Below are 24,458 nucleotides of genomic sequence, written 5' to 3' on the forward strand. Positions count from 1 at the left end.
CATCAAGGTTCAGGCAAGGATGAACCGCAGCGGGTCCACCCGCGTGATGCTGTAGTCCAGCTTCGCCGAGGCCAGCACCGTCGCGATGATGTGCTCGGGGAAGATGTTGGAGCCGTTCGGATCATTGGCGCCCGTGCGCAGGTCCACCAGGCCCGGCGACATGCCGATGTCACCGCTGCGGCCCACCACCTGGTTGTGCTTGATGCCCGCGCCCATCAGCAGGCAGCTGTTGGACAGGTGGTGGTCACGGCCGCCCGTGGCGTTGATGGTGGGCGTGCGAGCGAACTCGCTGAACACCAGGATGGTGGTGTGGTCCATGAAGTTGCCGCCGCCCGGGTGCTCGGTGGCGCGCAGGTCCGTCACCAGCAGGTTCAGCGCGTTGAAGCCCGCGCGCTGGTTGGTCGCGTGCGTCTGCTGCGTGCCGAAGTGGGTGTCCAGGCCGCCCGCCAGGTTGATGGACACGCACTGGCTGATGCCCTTCTTCAGGGCGGTGGCCACCATGGCGGCGCGGCCCGCGGCGCTGTTGTACGGGTAGGACTGCCCGTTGAGCCCGTAGAAGTCGCGCACGGACTGGTTGGCCGCCAGCTGGAAGCGGAACGAGTCCGACAGCTTGTTCTCCATCACGGTCTGCATCTGACCGCGGCTGCTCTCATAGGCCGTGCCCACGCCCCGCGCGGTGAGCGCCTGCTCCTCGCAGGTGATGGGCTGGCCGTTGAGGTCGATGAGGCTCTTCTCGATTTCGCTGTCCAGCTGGCGCGACGCCACCGGCGGATCCAGCGTGAGCACCAGGTCCGCCAGGCCGCTGACGCGCAGCGCGTTGGCGTAGCCACCGTAGCGGTCGTTGTAGGACTCCACGCCCTGGGCGATGGACGGGATGGGCACCGTGGGCTTCATCTGGCCCACGATCTCCGTGGCGGTGGAGGAGCCGCGCGCCGCGCTGCCAATGGGCATCTTCCCGGTGAGGAAGTAGCGGTAGCCCACCTCGTGGGTGAGCGTGCTCATGTTGATGCCGCGCACCACCGTCATCAGGTCGTAGTGGTCCGACAGGTTGGCCACGCGCGGGTCGCCGATGGCCGGCCCGAACGCGATGTTCGACGGGGCCGCCCCCGCCCGCGTCTTGGGGACGACGGGAGTCTGCGCGAAGGCCCCGTCGGTGAGCAGGCTGTAGCCCGGCATGATGCGCGTCTCGCTGACGCGGTCGGCGGTGAACTCCGCCGGGTCGCGCGGGTCGAACGCGAGCAGCTGATCCCACCCTCCGCTGAAATACACGAACACGAAGCAGCGGTCCGGCGGGGCCATGTTCGTGGCCTGGGCCACGGCCTTGAAGGGGATGCCTCCCAGCAGGAGGGAGCCCATGAAGCCGGCTCCGGCCTTGAGGAAGGTGCGGCGCTCGGGGCTGCTGAGGTCGTCTTGGCGTGTCTTCTTCATCGCAGGCACCGTCAAGGTCAGTAGGTGATGAAGCGCGAGTCCGTCAGCATGGCGATGCACACCACCGCCAGCGCCTGGTCGCGCTTCTTGAGGGTTTCGGCCCGGGCGGCGGCCTTGCGGAAGAACGTCGCGTAGCGCGTGAGCTCCTCACCGGCGAGGGGCGCGCCCCAGAACCGGGTGGAGAGGTACACGAGCGTCTCGTCCACCTGCGCGTCCGTGAGCTTCGTCAGGTCGCTCATGGGCGAAGGCAGCGTGCGTCCCAGGGTGCGCAAGCCCACGTCCGCCTGCGCGATGTCCTTCTGCGCCTGGGCGATGCAGACCTTGCGCGCGCCGTCGTCCAGGAAGCGGGCGAAGACGAGGTTGGGCTCCGTGTTCTCGGAGGTGATGAGCGCGTAGTCGGCGCGGCCCAGCGACTGGGCGCGGGACTCCAGCTCATCCCACTCCATGCCCACGGCGATGCGGATGGACTCCTTGAGCTGCGCGACGGTGAGGCGGCGGGGCGCGCGGCCCACGCTGCCGCCCTGGGCCTCCGGGTCCGGCAGCGGGTCGATTTGATCCGTGTTCCCGTGCGGGTTGGGCACGGGGTCCAGCTGGGCGTCCAGCGGGACGGGCTTGGCGGGGGCGTCCACGGAGCCCTGGGTGCAGCCCGTGGCGAGCGCGAGCAGCGCGGTCAGCAGAAGGCGGCGCATCAGTCGATCCTCCGGTACGCGTCGGACATCACCACCTGCTCGATGAGGCCCTTGAGGCTGTGGTTGTTCTTGGCGAAGTCCTGCGACAGCGTCTGCAGGTACATCCGCTGCTCCTCGGCCGTCATGGCGCGGCCCAGGAACTCGTTCCAGACGCGCTTGACGGTGCAGCGCTCCAGGTCGCCCGTCTCCATCATCCGCTTCACCAGCGCCTGCGGGCCGCCCTCGATGTTCTTCTCCTCGTCCGCGCTGCGGTAGAGGTAGGTCTTCAGGAGGCCCAGCGAGTTGGCGCCGTCGCCGTCGAAGGCCTGCATCACGTACTGGCTGCACTCGCCGCCGCAGCCGGTGTCGCCGTTGATGGCGCAGTCGCGGCACTTCACGTCCAGGCGGGGGAACTGCTCCGGGGACAGGAACAGCGCGGAGCGCTCCGCGTAGCGGCCCCAGTGCGCGCCCGTGGGCTCGATGGTGGCGTGGCAGTAGTTGCAGCCGCAGCGCTTGGCCAGGTTGTTCTCGCGGTTGCAGGCGTCGTCCGGGGGCGGCAGGTTCGCGTCCGCGGCCGGGGCGAAGTGCTTGCAGAGGAACGCCTCGTAGAACTCGTTCACGCGGGCGCGCTGCGTGGGGAAGCGGTAGAGGAACGCGGGCGTGGTGAGCACGCCGGAGTGGGTGCTGTCGCGGACGTACTCGCTCCACTGGGTGGCGTTCGCGTACGTCACGGCGGGCAGCGTGGCCGCGTCCGCGGGGGACTTGATGCTGAAGACGCCCGCGCCCTGGCGCTGCTTGTAGAACTCCGACAGCGGGCCGTTCACGAAGGAGCGGCGGGTGGTGAGGATGTTGAAGTAGGGCTCGTCGTTCCGCACCACGGCGTCCGTGATGTAGAGCGGCTCCTCGTTGAAGGCGGCGACGCGCGCGGTGTGCACGTCGGAGATCTCGCAGCGGCGCATCTTGTCGCCGCAGCCACAGCTGCGGTCGCTGTTGAAGCGCCCCGTCTCACAGGACTCGCCCGTGTACGGGTTCATCGCGCGGTCCTGCGCCTCCACGGCGCACACCTTCACGGTCTCCGTGGTGGTGGACCAGTAGGGCTGCACCGGGGTGGTGACGTAGCCCTCGCGCTGCACGCAGCCGCGCTGCATGGCCCAGACGCCGTCCCGGGTGGGCCTGCCGTTGACGTCCGTCTTGATGTCGAACCCGCAGCGGTCCAGCCGCTTCAAGTTCGCGCCCTGATCCGGATTCACCCAGGCGGTGATGACGCCCGTGGCCGGCGAAGCCACCAGCACGTTGGTGGTGTTCTTGTTCGGGTCTGGCAGGCAGAGGTAGCCCACGGACCTGCCCGCGGAGGCCAGATAGCGGTTGTCGCAGAAGTTCACGTACTTGCCGTACGTCGCGTCGGCCTTCAGCGCGTTGCAGTCCGCGAACTTCAGCTCCGGCGCCGTGGAGGCCACGTCCAGCTGGCGGCACTGGTAGAAGTTCGTGTCGTAGTCGTAGCTGACCGGCAGCGGGATGCCCTGCGCGTCGCGGCAGGCAGGGGCCGTGGAGTTGTCCTGGTGCGGGTCCTGCGGGTTCGCCTTGCAGCTGTCCTGCGCAATCTCCCCATCACACCGCTGGCTCTGGCCACCGCGCAGGGTGTTGGAGTTGTTGCCCGCGAAGCTCAGCGGCGTGCCGGACACGCGGTAGTCGCCGTTGCCCTGCACGCTCGAGCTGATGTTCGAGCGCAGCAGCGCGCGGTGGTAGTTGCGCATCCGCGCGTAGAAGGACTCGTCCTTCATCATCGCGCGGACGTCTTCCGCCGTGACGGAGCCCTTCGCCTGGAACGCCTTGTACTCCTCCATGGTCGGAGGACGTCCCAGCAAATCGAGAGAAAGCTGCCGTAAGTGCCGCTCCAAGGGAACTTTCGCCACAGGCGCGCACACCGCTTCTTCAGCGGCTGCGGGCAGGGCGAGCAGGAGGGCGGCGCTCGCCAGGGGGGCAAGGCAACGCACGCTGAACACGGGGAACCTCCGAGAGGGGGGGTCGGGGGTGACGCAGTGAACAGAAGTATGAAGGAATTTCCGGTTTAAGATCCAGTTGGGCTAACCGATTCCATTCAACCGACATGTAGGCATCGGCGGGACTCCGCTGGGAGAGCCTGTTGCAAGCCGGACCTGACGCGAGCCACAAGGGGGACATGTCCAACGCCGCCTCCGGGCTCACCCCGTCGTCCTCGTCCGCCAACGACCGGTCCTTCTTCATCGCGATTGGAGTGGTGTCCGCCGGCGCGCTGGCGCTGCTGGCGTGGCTGCTGCTCATCCGGCGCGGAGGCGCGGGGACGGGCGTGGACCTGCGCTTCATGCCGGCGGTGAACGCGGGGCTCAACGCGACGGCGGCGGCGCTGCTCCTGGGCGGCTGGGTGGCCATCAAGCGCGGCGCGCGCAAGGCGCACCAGAACCTGATGGTGAGCGCGTTCAGCGCGTCCGCGCTGTTCCTGGTGGGCTACCTCGCCTACCACTTCGTGCACGGGGACACGCGCTACGTGGGCGACTTCCGCGGGCTGTACCTGACGCTGCTGGCCAGCCACGTGCTGCTGTCCATGCCGGTGCTGCCCATGGCGCTGGTGGCCTTCTACTTCTCCTGGCGGCAGCAGTTCGCCCGGCACCGCAAGGTGACGCGGTGGCTGGCGCCCATCTGGCTCTACGTGTCGGTGACGGGCGTGGTGGTGTTCTTCATGCTGCGCGGCGGCGTGCCCGCGGTGTCCTGAAGCGCCGCGCTACGGCGCGGTGTGCTCGGACGTGGACCGCGCGGGCCCCGCGGAGAGCACGATGCCCCGGGGCAGGCGCACGGTGAAGGTGGAGCCCTGCCCCTCCACGCTGCGCACGGCGAGCGTGCCGCCGTGCAGCTCCACCATGCGGCGCGCGCTGGCCAGGCCCACGCCGCTGCCGGACACCTCCTGGGACACGTTGCGCCCGCGGTGGAAGCGCTCGAAGACGAAGGGCAGGTCCTCCGCCGGGATGCCGATGCCCTGGTCCGTCACGGCGAGCAGCACGAACTGCTGCGTCTGCCCTTCTTCCACCGTCAGGTGCACGGTGACGGTGGAGCCCGCGGCGCTGTATTTCACCGCGTTGCCCATCAGGTTCTCCAGCACGCGCTCCAGGGCGTGCGCGTCCCAATCACCGGTGAAGTCGCGCCCCTCCGGCACCTCCAGGACGAAGTGGCGTGACGCGTTGGCCTCCAGCTCGCGCACCTTGCCGCGCACCAGGGCCAGGAGGTCCATGGGCTCGCGCTTGAGGGGGCGCTCCTGGCCGCGCGTCACCTCCAGGAAGTGGTCGATGAGCTCCCCCATGCGGTGCGCCGCGCGCACGATGTGGCCCAGGCGCGTCTCCAGCGCGGGCGTCATCGCGGCGGCGGGGATCTGCCGGCGCAGCACCTGGGCGTTGAGCGTCATGATCTGCAGCGGGCCCTTCAGGTCGTGCGTGGCCAGCGAGAAGAGCTCGTCGCGCACGGCCAGGGCCTCGCGGGCGGCGGCCTCGGCGCGCTCGGCGCGCAGGCGGCGCTCCTCCAGCTCGCGCGTCATCCGCACCGTGTCCACCGCGGTCTTGAGGCTGCGGCGCAGGCGCTCCGGGCTGAAGGCCTCCTTCACCAGGTAGTCGTTGGCGCCGGCCTTCATGGCGTCCACCGCCACGCGCTCGTTGCCGCTGCCGGTGAGCACCACCACGGCGGGCACGCGAGGCAGGCCCAGCGCCGCGACCTTCTGCAGCAGGGTGACGCCGTTCATGCCGGGCAGGTGGTAGTCGAGCAGCATCGCGTCCACCGGGTTGCCGGACAGGTACGCCAGCGCGTCCTCCGCGTTGGACATGGGCACGACCTCCCACTGCATGTCCGGGTCCTTCGCCAGCGCGCGGCTGACCGCGAGGCGGTCCGCCATGCCGTCGTCCACCAGCAGCACGCGCAGGCTCATGCCTCCGGCTCCTGGGGGTCGGGCAGGCGCGCGGCCTTGAACCAGAAGGCATGGAGCGCCTCCGCGGTCGCCTGCAGCTGGGGGCCAATCTCCGGCTTGAAGAGGTAGCTGTTGGCGCCATTCGCGTACGCGCCCTCCACGTCCCCCGCCTCCACGGAGGAGGAGAAGATGATGACGGGGATGGCGCGCAGGTCCGGGTCCGCCTTCAGCGTGGCCAGCACGTCACGCCCGCTGATGCCGGGCATGTGCATGTCCAGCAGGATGAGCGTCGGGCGCTCCGCGTCCGCGTGGGCTCCACGCCGGTAGAGGTAGTCCAGGGCGTTCTCGCCGTCGCGCACGCGCACCACGGGCACGGGCAGGGGCAGCCGCTTCGCGATGCGCATCAGCGCCTCCGCGTCCGGATCGCTGTCCTCCACCAGCAGCAACGGGTTCATGTCCGGGGCTCCTCGCCCAGCGTGAAATAGAAGGTGGAGCCCTGCCCCGGCGCGGAGCTCACCCAGAGCGCGCCGCCGTGCAGCGACACCAGCCGCCGCGCGATGGCCAGACCCGCCCCCGAGCCGCCACCATAGGCCTGCGCCGGGTGCAGGCGACGGAACAACTCGAAGATGGCCTCATGGAACTGGGGCGCGATGCCGATGCCAGGGTCTCTCACGTAGAAAATGTAGGGTGCTTCCACCTGACGCGCCGCCGCCGGACGTGCTTCCCCGGGCCCCATGAAGCCCACCTCCACCCAGCGGGGCTCGGCCGTCTGGTACTTGGCCGCGTTGCTGATGAGGTTGGCCCATACCTGGCGGATGTGGACGGCGTCACACGCCACCGTGGGCAGGCGGCAGGGCAGGCGGACCTCCACCCTCCCCTCTTCCAGCCGCGCGCTCAACGTCCTGAGCACGTCCTCCACCAGTGCCTGCTGGTCCGTCTCCTCCCAGGACAGCTCCAGGCGTCCCAGGCGGCTGTACTCGAAGAGGTCGTCGATGAGGCTGTACGTGCGCTTCGCCAGCCACGCCAGGGCGTCCAGTTGCTGGCGCCCGTCCGCGCCCAGCGTGGGGCCGAAGTCCTCCTGGAGGAAGGAGCTGTACTGGAGGATGCCGCGCAGGGGCTCCTTGAGGTCGTGCGCCACGGTGCCGCCGAACGCGTCCAGTTCCGCGTTGGAGCGGGCCAGCTCCCGCGACAGCCGGGCCAGGTCCTCCGCGTGCCGCAGCACCACGCCCACCAGCGCGCCCTTGAGCGCGAGCGCCGCCTCCAGGTCCTGCGCGGACCACGGGGTGGAGGCCCCCTTCATCTCCTCGCGCCACACGTCGAAGGACGCGCGGGGGCGCAGCCGCGCATGGCCCGGCTCCGGACGCACGGGCTTGTTGGGGTTGCCCGCCCACGCCACGGTGCGCGCCACCTCCGGGCGGAACCACAGCGCGAAGTGCGGCACGGAAGGGTCCAGGCGCACCGCCAGGAGGCCCGCGGCCACGTCCGCGCGTGAGGCCAGCGGCGGGTACACGTCCCCCAGCCGGTCCACGTGGAAGTGCTCGCCCGGAAGCTCCCGCTGCGAAAGCCACGCCACCAGGGCGCGCACCTCCTCCGCGGACGGCGTGGTCCCCAGAAGGAGCGGCGACGCCTCCGGGCCCGCGCTCGCGCCCAGCACCAGCGCCATGCCGTGGGCGTTCGTCAGCTCCATCAGGAGCGGGGCCTGCGCCTCCAGCGCCTTCGCGGGGCTGCGCTCGCCCAGGTTCGGCAGGACGAGCGCGTTGAGCAGCGACGCGCGGCGCGCCTGGCCCGCGGACTCCAGGCTCCGCTCCTCCGCGGACAGCTGGAGCGACAACAGCCGCGCCAGCACCTCGCACGCCTGCCTCCGCGCGGCGGACACCGTGCGGGGCGAAAGGTGGTGGCAGGCCATGAGCCCCCAGAGCTGTCCGTCCTTCAGCAGCGACACGCTGAAGGACGCGCCCACGCCCATGTTGCGCAGGTACTCCAGGTGGACTTCCGACACGCTGCGGAGCGCGGCGCCGGACAGGTCCAGCGGGCGCTGGGTGCCCGGCAGCACCGGCGGCACCAGGCCCACGGCCTTCGCGTCCACGTCCGCGATGAGGCGCACCGGGTTGCGCGTGTAGAGGGCGCGCGCCTGCGCGGGGATGTCGCTCGCCGGGTAGTGCAGGCCCATGAAGGAGTCCACGCCCTCGCGCACGCTCTCCGCCACGACCTCGCCGTGGAAGTCCGCGTGGAAGCGGTAGACCATCACCCGGTCGTAGCCGATGAGCTCCCGCACCGCGTCCGCGGCCTCCTGAAGCAGCGCGGCCGTCCCCTCCGCGCGCGCCAGCGGCGACACCAGCCGCTGCACCGCGCCCAGCGCGGTCTGCTCCGCGCCCACGTCCTCGTCCGCCAGCGGCTCCAGCTCCAGCACCCGCAGGCCGTCGCCGTCATGCAGGAGCGCGGAGCAGCGCTGTCCGGACACCTCCACGGTGACGGGTCCCGCCTCCACGCGCGCGAGCAGCCCGTGCGGCAGCACGCTCGAGAGGGGCTTGCCCAGGAGCGCGTCCGGCCCGGCGCCGAGCAGCGCCTGGGCGTTCGCGCTCACGACCGCGACGGCCTGCGTGTCCGGGTGGAACGCGACGAGCACCCCCCGGGGCTGGATGCCGCCCAGCAGGTGGATGGGCTCGCGGTCACAGACACTGACGTCGGCATCAGAGACGGACGGAGACATCGTGCTCTCGCATCAACCAGGCGGCGAAGGAGTCGAAGGTATCGCGGGCGCCCTGCACGACGGCCGCGTCGAAGGTCCCGGAGGCCGCCCGCTCGGACGCCCGGGTGAGGGCTTCACCGAACGCACGCCACATGGGGCCCACCTGGTCGCCGTAGGCCCGGAAGAAGGCGAAGTTCCCCACGCGCGCGTCCGGACCGAAGTGGCGCGTCAGGTGGCGCAGGATGAGCTGGCCCCCCAGCGTGGAGCCCTCCAGCACGTACGCGCAGCCCAGCGCCTCCGCCAGCCCCGGCAGCGCCGGCAGCGAGGAGGCGCGCGGCAGCCGCGCGAGCGAGGCAGTGTCGTGCCCCATGGCGCGGAGGTCCTCTTCCAACAGCGGCGTCTTCCAGCGCGCCCTCCAATCCAGCGCCGGCTCCAGCGCCGCCAGGGGCCCGGCGAGCCGCGCCTCCAGGGGCAGGTAGAGACCGTAGAAGTCCTCCAGCTGGCGCTGGTAGTCCACGGGCGTCAGGTGCGCGTCCATCAGACGCACCACGCCCTCCGTGCGCTCATGGTGGGGGCGCGTCTCCGTCTTCAGCCGCTGCATCAGTTCCAAGGTGACCGGAGGATTGGGATCAGCGCGGCGGGTGGAAAGAACCAATTGCGCTGAATGTTGGCCGTTCATCGCGGGTGACTGTTGTCCGTTCACTCATGCATGCGGCGGGGGGCGCACGGAGCGTGAGGCTTCACGGGGTGCCTGTTTCCCCGGCACCACTCCACGCGGTGACTCGACCCCCTGAGTCACCCTGTCTTTACGGGCTGCGACACGCCGCGTTAGCCTGGATGCTCAACAGCTTGGCTTCCCGCGTCATGCGGGAAAGGGGTTCCGACGATGCCGTTCACCCTCCCTCCGCGCTACGGGCTGTATGAGCCGGAGACCGAGCACGACGCCTGCGGCGTGGGATTCGTGGCCCACCTCCGGGGACAGCGTTCGCGGGGCATCGTGGAGGACGCGCTGGAGCTGCTCAACCGGCTGAGCCACCGCGCCGCGGCAGGGCGCGACCCGGAGACGGGCGACGGCGCCGGCATCCTGGTGCAGCTGCCGCACCGCTTCTTCAACCACGAAGCACCGCGGCTGGGCTTCGAGCTGCCGCCGCGCCGCCAGTACGGCGTGGCGCAGGTGTTCCTGCCGTCGGAGCCGGAGGCGCGCCGCGCGTGCGAGGCGCTGTTCGAGGACGTGGTGGAGGAGGAGGGGCAGCGGCTGCTCGGCTGGCGCGACGTGCCGGTGGCGCCGGAGGAGCTGGGGCCGCTCGCCCGGGAGGCCGCGCCGGTCATCCGGCAGCTCTTCATCGCGCGCAGGCGCGTGGTGCCCAGCGCCTTCGAGCGAAAGCTCTACCGCATCCGCAAGCTGGTGGAGAACCGCGTGCTGGCGCGCGGCGTGGATCCGCAGGGGCGCTTCCACGTGGCCAGCTGTTCGTCGGAGACGCTCATCTACAAGGGCCTGCTGCTGCCCCGGCAGCTGCCGCGCTTCTACGCGGACCTGCGGCACCCGGAGTTCGTCAGCGCGCTGGCGCTGGTGCACTCGCGCTTCTCCACCAACACCTTCCCCACGTGGGAGCTGGCGCAGCCGTTCCGCTTCATCGCGCACAACGGTGAAATCAATACCCTGCGGGGCAACCGCAACTGGATGACGGCGCGGCGCGGGCTGCTCCAGACGGCGAAGCTGGGCGGGAGCCTGGAGCCGCTGTGGCCCATCATCGTCCCGGGCAAGAGCGACTCCGCGCAGTTCGACAACATGGTGGAGCTGCTCTACCTGGGCGGCCGCACCCTGCCCCACGCGATGATGATGATGATCCCGGAGGCGTGGGAGGGTCACAAGGAGATGGGCGACGAGCGCCGCGCCTTCTACGAGTACTCCGCGTCCCTGCTGGAGCCGTGGGACGGCCCCGCCGCCATCGCGTTCACGGACGGGCAGCTGATTGGCGCGACGCTGGACCGCAACGGCCTGCGCCCCGCGCGCTACCTGGTGACGGAGGACGACCGCATCATCCTGGCGTCGGAGACGGGCGTCATCGACGTGCCCCCGTCGCAGGTGCGCCGCAAGGGCCGGCTGACGCCGGGCCGCATGCTGCTGGTGGACACCACGGAGGGGCGCATCCTGGAGGATGAAGAGGTGAAGCATGACATCACCTCGCGCTGGCCCTACCGCCGCTGGCTCCAGCGCAACGTCTTCACCTTCGAGGACCTGCCCGCGGTCCCCGCCCCCGCGCGCCTGAAGGGAGAGACGCTGTGGCGGCTTCAGCGCGCGTTCGGCTACACGGATGAAGACGTGCGCACCACGCTGGTGCCCATGGCGGAGACGGGCAAGGAGCCCACGGGCTCCATGGGCACGGACACGCCGCTCGCCGTGCTGAGCGACCAGGCCCCCACCCTCTTCAACTACTTCCACCAGTTGTTCGCGCAGGTGACCAACCCGCCCATCGACCCGCTGCGCGAGGCGCTGGTGATGACGCTGGCCACCGCGCTGGGCCCGGAGGGCAACACCTTCGAGGAGACGCCGGAGCAGTGCCACCGGCTGTCCCTGCCCGGCCCCATCCTCACCAACGGGCAGCTGGCGCGGCTGGCGAACCTGCGCGGAGACACGGGCCTCTTCGAGCCGCGTCCCCTGAGCCTGCTGTACCCGCACGCGGGCGGCGCGGCGACAGCGCTGGAGGTCGCGGTGGAGCGGCTGTGCACGGCGGCGGTGGACGCCGTGGACGCGGGCGCGAGCATCCTGGTGCTGAGCGACCGGGGCGTGGACTCGGCGCACGCGGCCATCCCGGCGCTGCTGGCCGTGTCCGCGGTGCACCAGCGCCTGGTGCGCGACGGCACGCGCATGTACACGGGCATCGTGCTGGAGACGGCGGAGGCGCGCGAGGTGCATCACTTCGCGTGCCTGTTCGCCTACGGCGTGTCCGCGGTGAACCCGTACCTGGCGCTGGACACGCTGCGCGCGCTGGCGGACGCCGGAGAGCTCAAGGCGGACGCGGACAAGGCGCAGGCGCAGTACCTCCACGGCCTGGAGGAGGGTTTGCTCAAGGTGATGTCCAAGATGGGCATCTCCACGCTCCAGTCCTACCGCGGCTCGCAGCTCTTCGAGGCGGTGGGCCTGCAGCGAAGCCTCATCGAGAAGCACTTCACCGGCACGTCGTCGCGCGTGGAGGGCGTGGGCCTTCCGGAGCTGGGCCGCGAGGTGGCGGAGCGGCACGCGCGCGGCTTCGGCGCAGGCGCGGACGGCGAGGAGGACCTGCTGCCCGTGGGCGGTCAGTTCCGCTGGCGCCGGCAGGGGGAGCGGCACAAGTGGAACCCGGCCACCGTGGCGAAGCTCCAGGAGGCGGTGCGGACGAACGACGCGGCCCGGTTCCAGGAGTACTCGAAGCTGGCGGACGACGAGACGCGCGAGCACAGCAACCTGCGCGGCCTGCTGGACGTGGTGACGGACGGCTGCACGCCGGTGCCGCTGGAGGAGGTGGAGCCCGCGCTGGAGCTGGCGCGGCGGTTCGTCACCGGCGCCATGTCCTTCGGCTCCATCAGCGCGGAGGCGCACGAGACGCTGGCCATCGCGATGAACCGGCTGGGCGGCCGGTCCAACAGCGGCGAGGGCGGAGAGGAGTCCCGCCGCTACACCCAGGACCCCAACGGCGACTCGCGCCGCAGCGCCATCAAGCAGGTGGCCAGCGCGCGCTTCGGCGTCACCGCGGAGTACCTGGTCAACGCGGACGAGCTCCAAATCAAGATGGCCCAGGGCGCCAAGCCCGGCGAGGGCGGCCAGCTGCCGGGCCACAAGGTGGACGAGCGGATTGCCCGCGTGCGCTGGAGCACGCCGGGCGTGACGCTGATTTCGCCGCCGCCGCACCACGACATCTACTCCATCGAGGACCTGGCGCAGCTCATCTACGACCTCCAGTCCGTGAACGCGAAGGCGCGCGTGAGCGTGAAGCTGGTGAGCGAGGTGGGCGTGGGCACCATCGCCGCGGGCGTGGCCAAGGCGGGCGCGGGCTGCGTGGTGGTGGCGGGCTACGAGGGCGGCACGGGCGCCTCTCCCCTCTCCAGCCTCCAGCACGCGGGCCTGCCGTGGGAGCTGGGGCTGGCGGAGACGCAGCAGGTGCTGGTGCACAACGGCCTGCGCTCGCGCATCCGCGTGCAGGTGGACGGCGGCCTGCGCACCGCGCGCGACGTGCTGGTGGCGGCGCTCCTGGGCGCGGAGGAGTTCGGCCTGGCCACCGCGAGCCTCGTGTCCGTGGGCTGCATCATGCTGCGCAAGTGCCACCTCAACACCTGCTCGGCGGGCATCGCCACGCAGGACCCCAGCTTGCGCGAGCGCTATCAGGGCACGCCGGAGAACGTGGTCAGCTTCTTCCTGCTGCTGGCGGAGGACCTGCGCCGGCACATGGCGAAGCTGGGCGCGCGCACGCTGGATGAGCTGGTGGGCCGGGTGGACCTGTTGCGCCAGCGCGCGGCGGTGGACCACTGGAAGGCGCGCAAGGTGGACCTGTCCGCGCTGCTCACCGCGCCGTCCGCGCCGGCCACCGAGCCGCGCCACTGCCAGACGCCGCACCGCAAGGACGTGGCGGACCACCTGGACCACGAGCTGCTCACGAAGGCGCAGTCCGTGCTCGCGGGCGGGCCGCCGCTGATGCTGTCGCTGCCGGTGGCGAACACGCACCGCGCGGTGGGCGCCATGCTGTCCGGCGAGATTGCCCGCCGCCACGGCGCGCAGGGGCTGCCGGACGGGAAGCTGCGGGTGAAGCTGAAGGGCTCCGCGGGCCAGAGCTTCGGCGCGTTCCTCGCGTCCGGGGTGACGCTGGAGCTGGAGGGCGACACCAACGACTACCTGGGCAAGGGGCTGTCCGGTGGACGCATCATCGTCTACCCGCCGGAGGGCAGCCGCTTCACGCCCGAGGAGAACGTGCTCGTCGGCAACACGGTGCTCTACGGCGCCACGGCCGGCGAGGTGTACCTGCGGGGCCTGGCCGGCGAGCGCTTCGCGGTGCGCAACAGCGGCGCGCAGGCGGTGGTGGAGGGCGTGGGCGACCACGGCTGCGAGTACATGACGGGCGGCGTGGTGGTGGTGCTGGGCCAGACGGGCCGCAACTTCGCGGCCGGCATGAGCGGCGGCACCGCGTACGTGCTGGACCGCGAGCGCAACTTCCGCGAGCGCTGCAACCTGGAGATGGTGGAGCTGGAGTCGCTGGTGGACGAGTCCGAAATCTGGCTCGTGCACGGGATGATCGAGCGCCACCTGCACCACACCGGCAGCGCGCTCGCGCGGCGGGTCTTGGACAACTGGGAGCTGATGGTGCCGCAGTTCATGAAGGTGATGCCGTCCGACTACAAGCGCGTGCTCCAGGCGCGCAGGGCGGCGCGCAGGCCGCCACCCACGACGAGCGTCCAGCAGCTCCACGTCGTTGGCGGGGGGACCTGAGCCATGGGCAAGCCCACGGGTTTCATGGAGTGGCAGCGCGTCCACGCCCCCAAGCGGGACAAGGTGGAGCGGCTGGAGGACTGGCGCGAATTGCACCTGCCGCTGGCGGCGGACGAGGCGAAGCGGCAGGCGGGGCGCTGCATGGACTGCGGCATCCCCTTCTGCCACCAGGGCTGTCCCCTGGGGAACCTCATCCCGGACTTCAACGACGCGGTGTACCGGGGCCAGTGGAAGGAAGCGTACCAGGTGCTCAGCCGCACCAACACCTTCCCGGAGTTCACCGGACGGCTGTGCCCCGCGCCGTGCGAGGCCGCGTGCGTGCTGGCCATCGACCGGGACCCGGTCACCATCGAGCAGATGGAGAAGGAGATCTCCGAGCGCGCCTTCGCGGAGGGCTGGGTGAAGGCCCGGCCTCCGGCGCGGCGCACGGGCAAGCGCGTGGCCGTGGTGGGCTCCGGCCCCGCGGGCCTGGCGGCGGCGGCGCAGCTCAACTCGGCGGGGCACAGCGTGACGGTGTACGAGAAGGACAGCCGCGCCGGAGGCCTGCTGCGCTACGGCATCCCGGACTTCAAGCTGGAGAAGGCGGTGCTGGACCGCCGGCTCGCGCTGATGGAGGCGGAGGGCATCGTCTTCCGCACGGGTGAGGACGTGGCCGTCACGCCGGGCTGGCGCGCGCTGCGCGAGCAGTACGACGGCGTGGTGCTGGCCCTGGGCGCGCGCAAGGCCCGCGAGCTGGACGTGCCGGGGCGCGAGCTGTCCGGCGTGCTGCAGGCCATGGACTACCTGGAGCACCAGAACCGCGTGGTGACGGCGGGAGCGCCGCCGGACGCGCGCCTGGAGGCGAAAGGAAAGCGGGTCATCATCCTGGGCGGCGGCGACACGGGCTCGGACTGCCTGGGCACGGCGCTGCGCCAGGGGGCGGCGAGCGTGATGCAGGTGGAGCTCTTCCCCGCGCCGCCGCAGGTGCGCGCGAAGGAGAACCCGTGGCCGCGCTGGCCGCTGGTGTTCCGCACGTCGACCAGCCAGGAGGAGGGCGGCGAGCGCGCCTTCGCGATGATGACGAAGCGGCTGGAGGGCCATGACGGACAGCTCAAGCGCCTGCACGCGGTGCGCGTGGAGGTGCAGCGCGAGCCGGGCGGCGCCGTGAAGCTGGCGGAGGTGCCGGGCTCCGAGCAGGTGTTCGAGGTGGACCTGCTGGTGCTGGCCATGGGCTTCACCGGCCCGAACACGGACCGGCTGGCGGAGGAGCTGGGCGTGGCGCTGTCGCCGCGCGGCACGGTGCGGGTGGACGCGAAGTTCGCCACCACGGCGGCGGGCGTGTACTGCGCGGGGGACGCCAGCCGGGGCGCGAGCCTCATCGTCTGGGCGCTCGCGGACGGCCGTGAGGCGGCGCGCGCGCTGGACTCCTGGCTGTCCGGCACCGCCTCCGTGCTGCCCACGCGCGGCCAGGACTGCGCGTTCTGACAAAGACACGAACGGCCCGGGGACGCCCCCTCTTGAAGGGAGGAGGCGCCCCGGCCGGCTTCAGTGGACGCGGGCGGCGGGCGGCTGGAGGAAGTCGAGCGGCACCTCCCGCGGCGGCGTCCTGAAGTCCTGGCGCAGCTCCAGCAGTTGCTTCACCACGCCGACGTCGCGGATGGGGCCCACCGTGAGCGCCGGCTCGGGCGAGCCGGGCGGCACGTCCAGGGGCACGCTTCCGGCGAGCGCCTCCATCCGCGCCAGGGAGCCCGCGTCCAGGCCCCGGACCCATCCGCACGTGGTGCAGTTGGCCAGCTCCTGGAGCCGCTGGTGGCGGCGCAGCAGGTCCGCGAACGGCCACGACGCCACGGCGGCCCCGAACTGGGCGTCCGGCACGACGAACATGGAGCCCGGGCCCCCGCCCGTCAGGAACCTGGACAGCCGCGCCGGGATGCCCGACGTGGGGCTGACGTGCGTGAAGGCCACGTTGTCCACGCCAGCGAAGTCGTTCGTGCCCGTGTCCTTGAAGTGACAGCCATTGCACGTGTTGACGGAGAACTCCTTCCGCGCGCAGACCTCCGTGGCACTCGTGGGCACCACGCCGAAGCCCTCCCAGTGGGTGGGCGACGCCACCAGCGAGTTGGCCCCCAGGAACGGCCTGCCATTGAGGGTGCGCGGCACCGTGAAGTGCGCGGTGCACCGGTTGGGGACGGCCACCGGCTGCTCGACGCCGTTCTTGACCTGCGTGCGCACGAAGGCGTCGATGTCCGGATCCGTCTGGGAGTCATGGGTCGCGTCATCCGGGGTCAGCGCCATCGTGTGGACACGCAATAATCCGTTGGAGGGTTTGTCCTTGCCGGTGACGGGGTGCTCGTCCACCAGCCGGAACTCCCGCAGCTCCCACGGAAACGCCAGGGCGGCCTCGTTGGTGCGGATCTGATTGAGCGCGTTCCCGTTGCCCTTCCCCGGCCCCTTTCCCCGCAGGACGACGCTCTGGGTCATCTGCGTGAGCTGCGCCTTGTAGGCCGCGTTGAAGGAGGAGTACGTCCCCAGCCACGCCCACTGCCGTGCCCAGGCGACGACCGGCGCGCATCCGTCGCCGGGCACGCCGTATTCGAAGATGACGGTGAAGGGCTTGAGGTTGCACGTCGCCTCCGTTCCTCCTCCCCAGGGCGAGGGGCGCGTCAGCCCGAAGATGAAGCGCAGCTCGCCTGGGTCGGTCTGCCGGTCGGCGTAGTCCCAGCTGCTGGCCAGGTCGATGCGGTTGACGATGGACAGCAGCCGGAAGGGCGCGATGTCCAGGTCCAGCGGTTTGCTCAGCACCACCTCCCAGCGGTTCGTGGCGGTGTTGAGCTGGAGGGACGAGGTCGCGCCGCTGGCGGCGGCCCAGGGGGCAATCACTTCGTCATACATCTTGCGGCGCGCGGGCACCGTGTCACCGTTGGCCTGGAAGTCATTGAGCCAGAGCGACAGCCAGTTCAGCACGAAGGCCTCCGGCCGCGCGCCGGACCCCTGGGCCATCTCCCGCATGAGGTGCGCGAAGGTCCACACGCCGCCCTTCGTCCCCGCGCCGGTGCACGGGTCCCACGTGCGCGCCGGGTCCAGCACCACGGCCGGGTCGCGGATCATCAGCGTCCGCTCCCACTGGGGCTGGGTGGAGGCCGGCAGCAGGGGGCAGATCGTGACCGGCACCTGCTCGCCCCACCCGAAGGCCGCCGCGTCCACGGGGAGCCCCTCGTAGCGGGCGACCGGGTGGCGGCCGTTGAACAGGATGGCTTCCCGGGTGGTCTCCCCAAGCTCGCCCGAGGCCAGGCGGCGCTCGTTCTCCTGGCGCCGCTCCAGCTCTGAGTCCGGGAGCTGCGCGAAGAGCGTGAAGAAGTCCGGACCGGGGCTCGAGGGAATCGCGCCCAGCCGCGCCAGGGTGTCGGAGTGGAACAGGGCCGTGGGCCGCGCCGGGTCACCCACCACGCGAACGAGGCTGTCCGCCAGCTCGCGGTTGGCCGGGGGCGGCAGCTTCACGTGCACCGCCGTCGTCTCCCCCAGGGGCGTGGGCCGCGCCAGCTTCTGCGCGAAGGTTCCGGCGACGGACAAGCCCGGCACGAGGGGCAGCTCCCCCAGGCTCGTGCTGCTCGTCCGCGACTCCTCCACGGCGTCCTGCCTCGAAGGCTCCGGAGCCGGCTCCTGCGCCGGCTCCTTCGCGCAGCCGCTGACCACCAGCAAGGCCCCCACCACGGCGATTCTCAACTCCTCGCACTTCCACAACATACATTCCTCCCGGCAAAGCCAGCCTTCGTCTTGAATGGCTGGCATTGACTCAACGCCGCGAGGATGAAGTGCGCGCGCGGAGACCCGACCCATGAGGTTCGAAGTCAGGCCCCGGACAAGGCGCTGCCCGCGCGAGTGATCAGCAGGGGCTCCGCCCATTTCCTTCCCGACAGGCTCACGGCCTCGCGGGGTCCACACGCTTGGAGCCCCAACGCATCGCCGGGCCCGTCAGTGGACGCGGGCCGCGGGCGGCTCGAGGAAGTCGAGCGGCAGCTCCCGCGGCCGGATCCGGAGGCCTGGGCGCAGCTCCAGGAGCTGCTGCACCACGCCGACGTCGCGGATGGGGCCCACCGTGAACGTCGGCCCGGGTGCACCGGGGGGCAGGTCCAGGGGCACGCTCCCGGCGAGCGCCTCCATCCGCTTCAGGTAGCCCGCGTCCAGGTCGATGAACCATCCGCAGGTGGAGCAGTGGGCCAGCTCCTGGAGCCGCTGGTGGCGGCGCAGCAGGTCCGCGAACGGCCACGACGTCACCGGCGCTCCGAACTGGGCATCCGGCACGACGTACATGAAGCCGCTGCCCCCACCCGTCATGAACTTGGATTCCCGGGCCGGGATGCCCGACGTGGGACTGACGTGCGTGAAGGCGAGGTTGTCCACGCCCGTGAAGTCGTTGGTGCCCGTGTCCTTGAAGTGACAGCCATTGCAGGTGTTGCTGGAGAACTCCTTGCGCGCGCAGACCTCCGTGGCGTTGGTGGAGACCGCGGAGACGGCGTCCCAGTGGGTGGGCGGCGCCACCTGCGCGTTGGCCCCCAGGAACGGCCTGCCGTTGACGGCGTGAGGCACCGTGAAGCGGGCGGTGCAGTGGGCGGGGACCGTCACCGGCTGCTCGACGCCGTTCTTGACGTGCGTGCGCACGAAGAAGTCCACGTCGGGGTCCGTGCGGAAGTCGTGGGTCGCGTCATCCGGGGTCAGCGCCATCGTGTGGACGCGCAGGAAGCCGTTGGAGGGTTTGTCCTTGCCGGCGCCGGGGTTCTCGTCCGCCAGGTGGAACTCCCGCAGCTCCCATGGAAACCCCAGGGCCACCTCGTTGGTGCGCAGTTGATTGAGGGCGCTCTGGTTGCCCTTCCCCGGCGCCCGCCCATGCCGGACGACGCTCTCCGTCATCTGCTGCAGCCGCGACCGGTAGGCCGCGTTGAAGGCCGGGTACATCCCCAACCCCACCCACTGCCGCGCCCAGCCGGTGATGGCCCTGCACCCCGCGCCCGGCACGCCGTATTCGAAGATGACGGTGAAGGGCTTGAGGTTGCACGTCGCCTCCGTTCCTCCGCCCCAGGGTGAGGGGCGCGTCAGCCCGAAGATGAAGCGCAGCTCCCCCGGGTTGGATGACCGGCCTCCGTATTCCGAGCTGCCCCCCAGGTCGATGCGGTTGATGATGGCCAGCAGCCGGAAGGGCGCGATGTCCAGGTCCAGCGGCTGGCGCAGCACCACCTCCCAGCGGTTCGTGGAGGCGTTGAACTCGAGCGACGAGGTCGCGCCGCTGGCGGCGGCCCAGGGGGCAATCACTTCGTCATACATCTTGCGGCGCGCGGGCACCGTGTCGCCGTTGGCCTGGAAGTCATTGAGCCAGAGCGACAGCCACTCCAGCACGAAGTCCTCCGGGCTCGCGCCGGACCCCTGGGCCATCTCCCGCATGAGGTGCGCGAAGGTCCACACGCCGCCCTTCGTCCCCGCGCCGGTGCATGGGTCCCACGTGCGCGCCGGGTCCAGCACCACGGCCGGGTCGCGGATCAGCTGCGTCCGCTCCCACCAGGCCTCGGTGGAGGCTGGAATCCGGGGGCAGCTCGTCTGGGGCACGAGCGCGCCCTGCGCGAAGGCGTTGGCGTCCATGGGGAGCCCCTCGTAACGGGCAGCCGGGTGGCGGCCGTTGAACAGGACGGTCTCCCGGGTGGGCATCCCGAACTCGCCCGAGGCCAGCCGCCGCTCGCGCTCCGCTCGGCGCTCCACCTCCGAGTCCGGGAGCCGCGCGAAGAGGGTGAAGAAGTCGGGGCCGGGGCTTGAGGGAATCACCCCCAGCCGGACCAGGGTGTCGGAGTGGAAGAGGACGGTGGGCGCGGACGGCTCACCGACCACGCGCACGAGGCTGCCCGCGAGCCCTCGATTGGCGGGGGGCGGCAGCTTCACGTGCACCGCGGTCGTCTCTCCCAGGGACGTGGGCTTGCCCAGCTTCTGGGCGAAGACCTTCGCGACGGAGGTGCCCTCCACGACGGGCAGCTCCCCCAGGCTCCTGGTGCCTCCCGGACCGGCCTGCACGCCCGCCGGAGCTTCCCGCACCGGCGGAGGCTGCGCGGGTGCGGGCTCCTTCGAGCAGCCCCACACCGCGAGCATGATTCCCAGGACAGCGATTCTCGATTCCTTGCACTTCCGCGACATGCGCTCCCCCACGGCGAAGCCAGCCCGTCATCCGATGGCTGGTCTTGTCTCAACGCCGCGGGCGCCCGTGCATGAACAGACGTTCAACGCATGGCAGGTCGCAGTCAGGCCCCGGACAGGGCGCTGCCCGCGCGAATGATCCGCGAGGACGCGCCCATTTCCTTCCTGACAGGTTCCCGGCCTCGCGGGGTCCACGCGCTTGGAGGCTCAAAGCATCACGGGGCCCACCCGCGTGAAGCGAGGGGCCCCGTGTGCAGCTGCCTGGGTGGAGAGGAGCGCTACGCGGGCACGGGCTCCGACGGAGCGGCGTGCTCCGGTGCGGCGGGCGCGCTCGGGGCGGGCGGCGTGGGGACGGCGAGCGCGGCGGTGGGGACCTCGCCCACGGTCTCTCCGTGCTGGCTCAGGTCCAGGCCCTCCTCCTCCTGCTCGCGGGTGACGCGCAGCGGGACGATGCGGTCGACGATCTTGTACAGGATGTACGAACCCACGAAGGAGAAGACGGAGACGACGACCAGCGCCAGGAGGTGCATGAGGAAGGTGCGCGTGGTGCCGTAGAGCAGGCCCACGTCCTTGGCGAGCACGCCGGTGAGCACCATGCCCACGATGCCGCCCAGGCCGTGGCAGGGGAACACGTCGAGCGTGTCATCCAGCGCGGTGCGGCTCTTGAAGTGGACGGCGGCGTTGCTGACGAAGCTGGCGACCAGGCCCACCACGATGCTCTGCCCCACGGTGATGAAGCCCGCCGCGGGAGTGACGGCGACCAGGCCCACGACCGCGCCCACGCAGGCGCCCATGGCGCTGGGCTTGCGTCCGCGCAGCCAGTCGAAGGCGATCCACCCGAGCATCGCGGCGGCGGAGGCGGTGTTGGTGGTGGCGAAGGCGAGCGTGGCCAGGGACGACGCGGATAGGGCGGAGCCCGCGTTGAAGCCGAACCAGCCGAACCACAGCATGCCCGTGCCGAGCATCACGAAGGGAACATTGGCGGGAGCGTGCGTGGCGTGCGTCAGGTGCACCTGGCGGCGGCCCAGGACGATGGCGCCCGCGAGCGCGGCCAGCCCCGCGGACATGTGCACCACGGTGCCACCGGCGAAGTCGAGCACGCCCCACTGGCGCAGGAAGCCCTCCGGGTGCCACGTCCAGTGGGCGAGCGGCGCGTAGATGAAGACGCTGAAGAGCACCATGAAGAGCAGGTACGCCTTGAAGCGCACGCGCTCCGCGAACGCGCCGGTGATGAGCGCCGGGGTGATGATGGCGAACTTGAGCTGGAAGAGCGCGAAGAGGAGCAGCGGCACGGTGGGCGCCAGGTCCGGGTGCGTCTCACCGCCCACGCCGCTGAACATGAAGAAGGTGCGCGGGTCACCGATGAGGCCGTGGAAGCTGTCACCGAAGCACAGGCTGAAGCCCACCACGACCCACAGCACGCTGATGACGGCCATGGCGATGAAGCTCTGCATCAGGGTGGAGACCACGTTCTTCAGCCGCACCATGCCGCCGTAGAAGAACGACAGGCCGGGCGTCATCAGCAGCACCAGCGCCGTGGCGGTGAGCAGCCAGGCGGTGTCCGCCGGGTTGATGGGACCGCCCTGCTTCACCTGCGCCGCCGGGGCCACCAGCAGTCCCGCCACCCCCACCGCCACCAACAGGACCAGCGCCACCCACTTCTGCATCGCCGCACCTCTCCAGAGAGCTGACGCAATGCAGCTTAGGCTTCGGATGGGCTAATTTCAATCCGGCGGGGCCTAGATTTCATGAAATTAATTCTAAAATCTGCGCCTCGAAGCACAGCGGACAACGTTTCAGAAGCAACCACCAAGCCAGGGGCCTGGTCGCTACCTCCTGTCCAGGATGCGTCCCTGTCCGTCGATCGCGTAGACGGCGCCACCCTGGGCGAGGCTGTCCTCCGCGGGTCAATCCTCCTCCGACTCCATCGCGTTCAGTTCTTCTGGCAGCGGGGCGTTCATCAAGGTGAGCCGCCCAGGAAGTTGGACCACGAGGAAGCCGGCACCGCCGATCCGGATGTGCATGCCATGGACGGCTGTACCTTCATTGAGCCATGCATCGGCTTCAGTCCGCGTTCCGAAATCCCGTTCGACCTTGATCTTGAAATCCGGGCTGAGGATCTCACGGTAGTAGCGCTTGAAGTCGTCCAGCTTGTTCATGTGCCGGACGTAGACGAGGCAGATCGCCGCGACCTGGAGGGCATTCCATTCTCGTGAACCCTTCTCGTGACGCTGGGTTTCGTCCCCCAGGACGGAGAGCACATCCTCCACATCGATTTCCGGCGCCTTGCTCACGGATATGTCCTTTCAGATGGGACTCAACACCAACAGCCCCGCGGGAACCACGACGAGCGAGAAAGCCACCCCCGCGACGATGACCACGGTTCCCAATGCCACCTCGGACTTGTGTTCCCGGAGCCAGTCCAACGCGGCAGCCATGTCAGGGAATCGCAGCTCCCGTTTCGCGTCCTGTTGCTCCAGTGCCTCCTGTTCCTTGATGCAGTCCATGAACGCTTCAAGGCATTGGCTCGTGCAGAGCCGGTGGTGGCTCTCTGAGTGCTTCTCCATGTCTTTCACTGTCGGCTTTCGTCTCCAGCACTTCTGGAAGCACTGCTTCTGCATCTCGCCGCAGTAGGCGTCCGCCCCAGAGCCGCCCTTACCGGACCCCTCGTCCGTCCAGACTCCTCGCGCATCCTCGGAGACGACATAGGTCTTCCGCTCGGGACGTTGGGTGTGTCCACAAGCGGCGGCCATCATCACCGTGAGGACGAAGATGAGAACCGGGGCTCCATGCCGGACGCTGGGGCTCATGGGCGTCACTCCACGACCGAACGCCAACCCCATTCAAGCCGCGACGGGCCTCTGCCGTCCTGCGCAGGTCAGTTCACCTGCACGAGCGAACCATCGACCTCGGCGTTCTAGCCCTATCTCTGGCCCAGGATGCGCCCCTGTCCGTCGATCGCGTAGACGGCGCCCCCATCCAGGATGGGTTCGTTCAGGCCACAGCGTGATGGCTGCGGGGAGAACCACACGAAGAACAGGTCGGCTCCCGATTGGAGGACATGGGTGTCGTAGGTGCTTCGCCTGGAGAGACACTGCGCCATGCGCTTGTCGGGGTCCTCGGTCTGGAGCTCCGAGCCCGGAGGCAGGAACTCGTTCATCGCGACTTCGAGGGCGGCCATCACGGGGCCCTCCAGGTGAACGCCTTCCTTGAACGAGTTCGGGAACACCACGGCTGCGGCCTCTCCGGGTGGCGCCCACGAAGCCTTCTTCACCTTGTGATACCCGACCAGCGAACACCCGGACAGTGGCAGGCAGAGCAGGGCAATCCACATGGGCGTCTTCATCGCGAATCCTCCCTGCGAACGACTACGGCAACCATGACTGCCCCTCGAACAGATCGAAACTGAAGTCCCCCGCTGTCGTGGATTCTTAGCAAACCGCGCGCACCTGCCTCCAGTGCATCGGGACGGGTATCTCCCGTGGAAAGCCGGCCTATCCAGTCGGGTCAGTCCTCGGAGTCGTCAGTGCCGAGTTCTTCAGGCAACGGGTTGTTCAGCAGGGTGAGCCGCCCGGGGAGCCGGACCACGAGGAAGCCTTTGCCGTCGATGCGGATCTGCATGCCATCCTCCGCATCACCGCTTTTGATCCAAGACTCTGCTTCGTCCCGGGTCGCGAAGTCCCGTTCGATCTTGATCTTGAAGTTGGGGTCGAGGCGCTCCTGAAAGTACTGCGCGAAATCCTTCAGCTTGCCGAGATGCTGAACGTAGATCAGGCAGAACGCGGCCGTTTCCAACGCGTTCCACTCACGAGTTCCTCGCGCATGCTTCTGGCTTTCGGCTCCGAGGACCTCGAGCACATCGTCAACGTTGACGTCCGGTATCTTGCTCACGGTCCTACCCTTTCGATCAGATGGGGCTCAGCACCAAGAAGCCCGCGGGCGCCACCGCAAGCGTGAAGGCCACGCCCGCGACGACGACAATGGTTCCCAGTGCCACCTCTGCTTTGTGCTCCCTGAGCCAATCCAACGCCGCAGCCATGGTGGAGAATCGCAGCTCCGGCCTGGCAGCCTGACGCTCCAGAGACTCCTGCTCCTCGACGCACTTCATGAACTCCTCACGGCACGTCTTCGTGCAGT

At 70.1% G+C, this 24,458-nt stretch carries 18 protein-coding genes; 3 read left to right on the forward strand and 15 right to left on the reverse strand.

What is annotated here, in order from left to right; translation table 11 throughout:
- Positions 1 to 9 precede the first annotated feature (9 nt).
- From D7W82_RS04615 to D7W82_RS04625, 3 genes are read right to left on the reverse strand one after another with little or no spacing between them, the layout of a single operon-like run.
- Positions 10 to 1,428 carry a DUF1501 domain-containing protein gene (locus D7W82_RS04615; protein ID WP_120617161.1) on the reverse strand — a complete coding sequence of 473 codons (1,419 nt, stop codon included), beginning with the start codon at positions 1,426 to 1,428 and terminating at the stop codon, positions 10 to 12.
- Between the two features lie 17 nt (positions 1,429 to 1,445).
- Positions 1,446 to 2,117 carry a hypothetical protein gene (locus tag D7W82_RS04620; protein ID WP_120617162.1) on the reverse strand — a complete coding sequence of 224 codons (672 nt, stop codon included), beginning with the start codon at positions 2,115 to 2,117 and terminating at the stop codon, positions 1,446 to 1,448.
- Positions 2,117 to 3,940 (reverse strand): DUF1585 domain-containing protein, encoded by a 1,824-nt coding sequence (locus D7W82_RS04625; RefSeq protein WP_233587292.1) that lies wholly within the window; start codon positions 3,938 to 3,940, stop codon positions 2,117 to 2,119. Before D7W82_RS04625 ends, D7W82_RS04620 begins: the two co-directional genes overlap by 1 nt.
- Before the next feature lie 335 nt (positions 3,941 to 4,275).
- Between D7W82_RS04625 and D7W82_RS04630 the strand changes: the two genes are divergently transcribed.
- On the forward strand, positions 4,276 to 4,845 hold the full coding sequence (locus D7W82_RS04630; RefSeq protein ID WP_120617164.1) for a DUF420 domain-containing protein: 570 nt from the start codon (positions 4,276 to 4,278) through the stop codon (positions 4,843 to 4,845).
- A gap of 9 nt (positions 4,846 to 4,854) precedes the next feature.
- Here the strand turns inward: D7W82_RS04630 and D7W82_RS04635 are convergent, their stop codons facing one another.
- Genes D7W82_RS04635 through D7W82_RS04650 form a run of 4 tightly spaced genes read right to left on the reverse strand, consistent with a single transcriptional unit; the run spans position 4,855 to position 9,311 of the window.
- The gene (locus tag D7W82_RS04635; protein WP_120617165.1) at positions 4,855 to 6,042 is read right to left on the reverse strand and encodes a hybrid sensor histidine kinase/response regulator; all 1,188 of its coding nucleotides are present in this window, start codon (positions 6,040 to 6,042) and stop codon (positions 4,855 to 4,857) included.
- Complete coding sequence (locus D7W82_RS04640; RefSeq protein ID WP_120617166.1) at positions 6,039 to 6,476, reverse strand: response regulator; 438 nt, start codon at positions 6,474 to 6,476, stop codon at positions 6,039 to 6,041. Before D7W82_RS04640 ends, D7W82_RS04635 begins: the two co-directional genes overlap by 4 nt.
- Positions 6,473 to 8,731, reverse strand: coding sequence for an ATP-binding protein (locus D7W82_RS04645; protein WP_120617167.1), 2,259 nt, complete (start codon positions 8,729 to 8,731; stop codon positions 6,473 to 6,475). The genes D7W82_RS04640 and D7W82_RS04645 overlap by 4 nt, the downstream gene beginning before the upstream one ends.
- Positions 8,712 to 9,311 (reverse strand): biliverdin-producing heme oxygenase, encoded by a 600-nt coding sequence (locus D7W82_RS04650; RefSeq protein WP_120617168.1) that lies wholly within the window; start codon positions 9,309 to 9,311, stop codon positions 8,712 to 8,714. The genes D7W82_RS04645 and D7W82_RS04650 overlap by 20 nt, the downstream gene beginning before the upstream one ends.
- Before the next feature lie 285 nt (positions 9,312 to 9,596).
- On the opposite strand from D7W82_RS04650, the gene gltB reads away from it, so the two are divergent.
- Both gltB and D7W82_RS04660 read left to right on the forward strand, forming a co-directional pair.
- Complete coding sequence (gltB, locus tag D7W82_RS04655; RefSeq protein WP_120617169.1) at positions 9,597 to 14,168, forward strand: glutamate synthase large subunit; 4,572 nt, start codon at positions 9,597 to 9,599, stop codon at positions 14,166 to 14,168.
- 3 nt (positions 14,169 to 14,171) lie between these two features.
- Positions 14,172 to 15,632, forward strand: coding sequence for a glutamate synthase subunit beta (locus D7W82_RS04660; protein ID WP_120617170.1), 1,461 nt, complete (start codon positions 14,172 to 14,174; stop codon positions 15,630 to 15,632).
- 60 nt (positions 15,633 to 15,692) lie between these two features.
- On the opposite strand, the gene D7W82_RS04665 is transcribed toward D7W82_RS04660, so the two are convergent.
- The 8 genes from D7W82_RS04665 to D7W82_RS41310 form a co-directional block, all read right to left on the reverse strand.
- On the reverse strand, positions 15,693 to 17,891 hold the full coding sequence (locus tag D7W82_RS04665; protein ID WP_233587293.1) for a hypothetical protein: 2,199 nt from the start codon (positions 17,889 to 17,891) through the stop codon (positions 15,693 to 15,695).
- A gap of 228 nt (positions 17,892 to 18,119) precedes the next feature.
- A complete protein-coding gene (locus D7W82_RS04670; RefSeq protein ID WP_233587294.1) occupies positions 18,120 to 20,276 on the reverse strand; it encodes a hypothetical protein in 2,157 nt (718 codons plus the stop codon).
- Positions 20,277 to 20,599: 323 nt separating this feature from the next.
- Positions 20,600 to 21,988, reverse strand: coding sequence for an ammonium transporter (locus D7W82_RS04675; protein WP_120617173.1), 1,389 nt, complete (start codon positions 21,986 to 21,988; stop codon positions 20,600 to 20,602).
- 240 nt (positions 21,989 to 22,228) lie between these two features.
- Complete coding sequence (locus D7W82_RS04680; protein ID WP_120617174.1) at positions 22,229 to 22,615, reverse strand: hypothetical protein; 387 nt, start codon at positions 22,613 to 22,615, stop codon at positions 22,229 to 22,231.
- Positions 22,616 to 22,627: 12 nt separating this feature from the next.
- Entirely contained in the window at positions 22,628 to 23,131 is a 504-nt protein-coding gene (locus D7W82_RS04685; RefSeq protein ID WP_120617175.1) for a hypothetical protein, read from the reverse strand.
- Between the two features lie 113 nt (positions 23,132 to 23,244).
- Positions 23,245 to 23,667 carry a hypothetical protein gene (locus D7W82_RS04690; RefSeq protein WP_120617176.1) on the reverse strand — a complete coding sequence of 141 codons (423 nt, stop codon included), beginning with the start codon at positions 23,665 to 23,667 and terminating at the stop codon, positions 23,245 to 23,247.
- Between the two features lie 161 nt (positions 23,668 to 23,828).
- Entirely contained in the window at positions 23,829 to 24,212 is a 384-nt protein-coding gene (locus D7W82_RS04695) for a hypothetical protein (protein WP_120617177.1), read from the reverse strand.
- Positions 24,213 to 24,228: 16 nt separating this feature from the next.
- Positions 24,229 to 24,429, reverse strand: coding sequence for a hypothetical protein (locus tag D7W82_RS41310; protein WP_233587295.1), 201 nt, complete (start codon positions 24,427 to 24,429; stop codon positions 24,229 to 24,231).
- Positions 24,430 to 24,458: the final 29 nt, after the last annotated feature.

Origin of the sequence: Corallococcus sp. CA049B, from assembly GCF_003611685.1 — a bacterium.
GTDB classification, from domain to species: Bacteria; Myxococcota; Myxococcia; order Myxococcales; family Myxococcaceae; genus Corallococcus; species Corallococcus coralloides.

What these genes read in the sequence shown, in the direction of transcription:
- D7W82_RS04630 (WP_120617164.1), top strand. Translation starts at nt 4,276, where the DNA reads ATGTCCAACGCCGCCTCCGGGCTCACCCCGTCGTCCTCGTCCGCCAAC.
- D7W82_RS04625 (WP_233587292.1), bottom strand. Translation starts at nt 3,940, where the DNA reads ATGGAGGAGTACAAGGCGTTCCAGGCGAAGGGCTCCGTCACGGCGGAA.
- D7W82_RS04635 (WP_120617165.1), bottom strand. Translation starts at nt 6,042, where the DNA reads ATGAGCCTGCGCGTGCTGCTGGTGGACGACGGCATGGCGGACCGCCTC.
- gltB (WP_120617169.1), top strand. Translation starts at nt 9,597, where the DNA reads ATGCCGTTCACCCTCCCTCCGCGCTACGGGCTGTATGAGCCGGAGACC.
- D7W82_RS41310 (WP_233587295.1), bottom strand. Translation starts at nt 24,429, where the DNA reads ATGAAGTGCGTCGAGGAGCAGGAGTCTCTGGAGCGTCAGGCTGCCAGG.
- D7W82_RS04665 (WP_233587293.1), bottom strand. Translation starts at nt 17,891, where the DNA reads ATGTTGTGGAAGTGCGAGGAGTTGAGAATCGCCGTGGTGGGGGCCTTG.
- D7W82_RS04685 (WP_120617175.1), bottom strand. Translation starts at nt 23,131, where the DNA reads ATGAGCCCCAGCGTCCGGCATGGAGCCCCGGTTCTCATCTTCGTCCTC.
- D7W82_RS04620 (WP_120617162.1), bottom strand. Translation starts at nt 2,117, where the DNA reads ATGCGCCGCCTTCTGCTGACCGCGCTGCTCGCGCTCGCCACGGGCTGC.
- D7W82_RS04675 (WP_120617173.1), bottom strand. Translation starts at nt 21,988, where the DNA reads ATGCAGAAGTGGGTGGCGCTGGTCCTGTTGGTGGCGGTGGGGGTGGCG.
- D7W82_RS04650 (WP_120617168.1), bottom strand. Translation starts at nt 9,311, where the DNA reads ATGCAGCGGCTGAAGACGGAGACGCGCCCCCACCATGAGCGCACGGAG.
- D7W82_RS04660 (WP_120617170.1), top strand. Translation starts at nt 14,172, where the DNA reads ATGGGCAAGCCCACGGGTTTCATGGAGTGGCAGCGCGTCCACGCCCCC.
- D7W82_RS04670 (WP_233587294.1), bottom strand. Translation starts at nt 20,276, where the DNA reads ATGCTCGCGGTGTGGGGCTGCTCGAAGGAGCCCGCACCCGCGCAGCCT.
- D7W82_RS04645 (WP_120617167.1), bottom strand. Translation starts at nt 8,731, where the DNA reads ATGTCTCCGTCCGTCTCTGATGCCGACGTCAGTGTCTGTGACCGCGAG.
- D7W82_RS04615 (WP_120617161.1), bottom strand. Translation starts at nt 1,428, where the DNA reads ATGAAGAAGACACGCCAAGACGACCTCAGCAGCCCCGAGCGCCGCACC.
- D7W82_RS04640 (WP_120617166.1), bottom strand. Translation starts at nt 6,476, where the DNA reads ATGAACCCGTTGCTGCTGGTGGAGGACAGCGATCCGGACGCGGAGGCG.
- D7W82_RS04690 (WP_120617176.1), bottom strand. Translation starts at nt 23,667, where the DNA reads ATGAAGACGCCCATGTGGATTGCCCTGCTCTGCCTGCCACTGTCCGGG.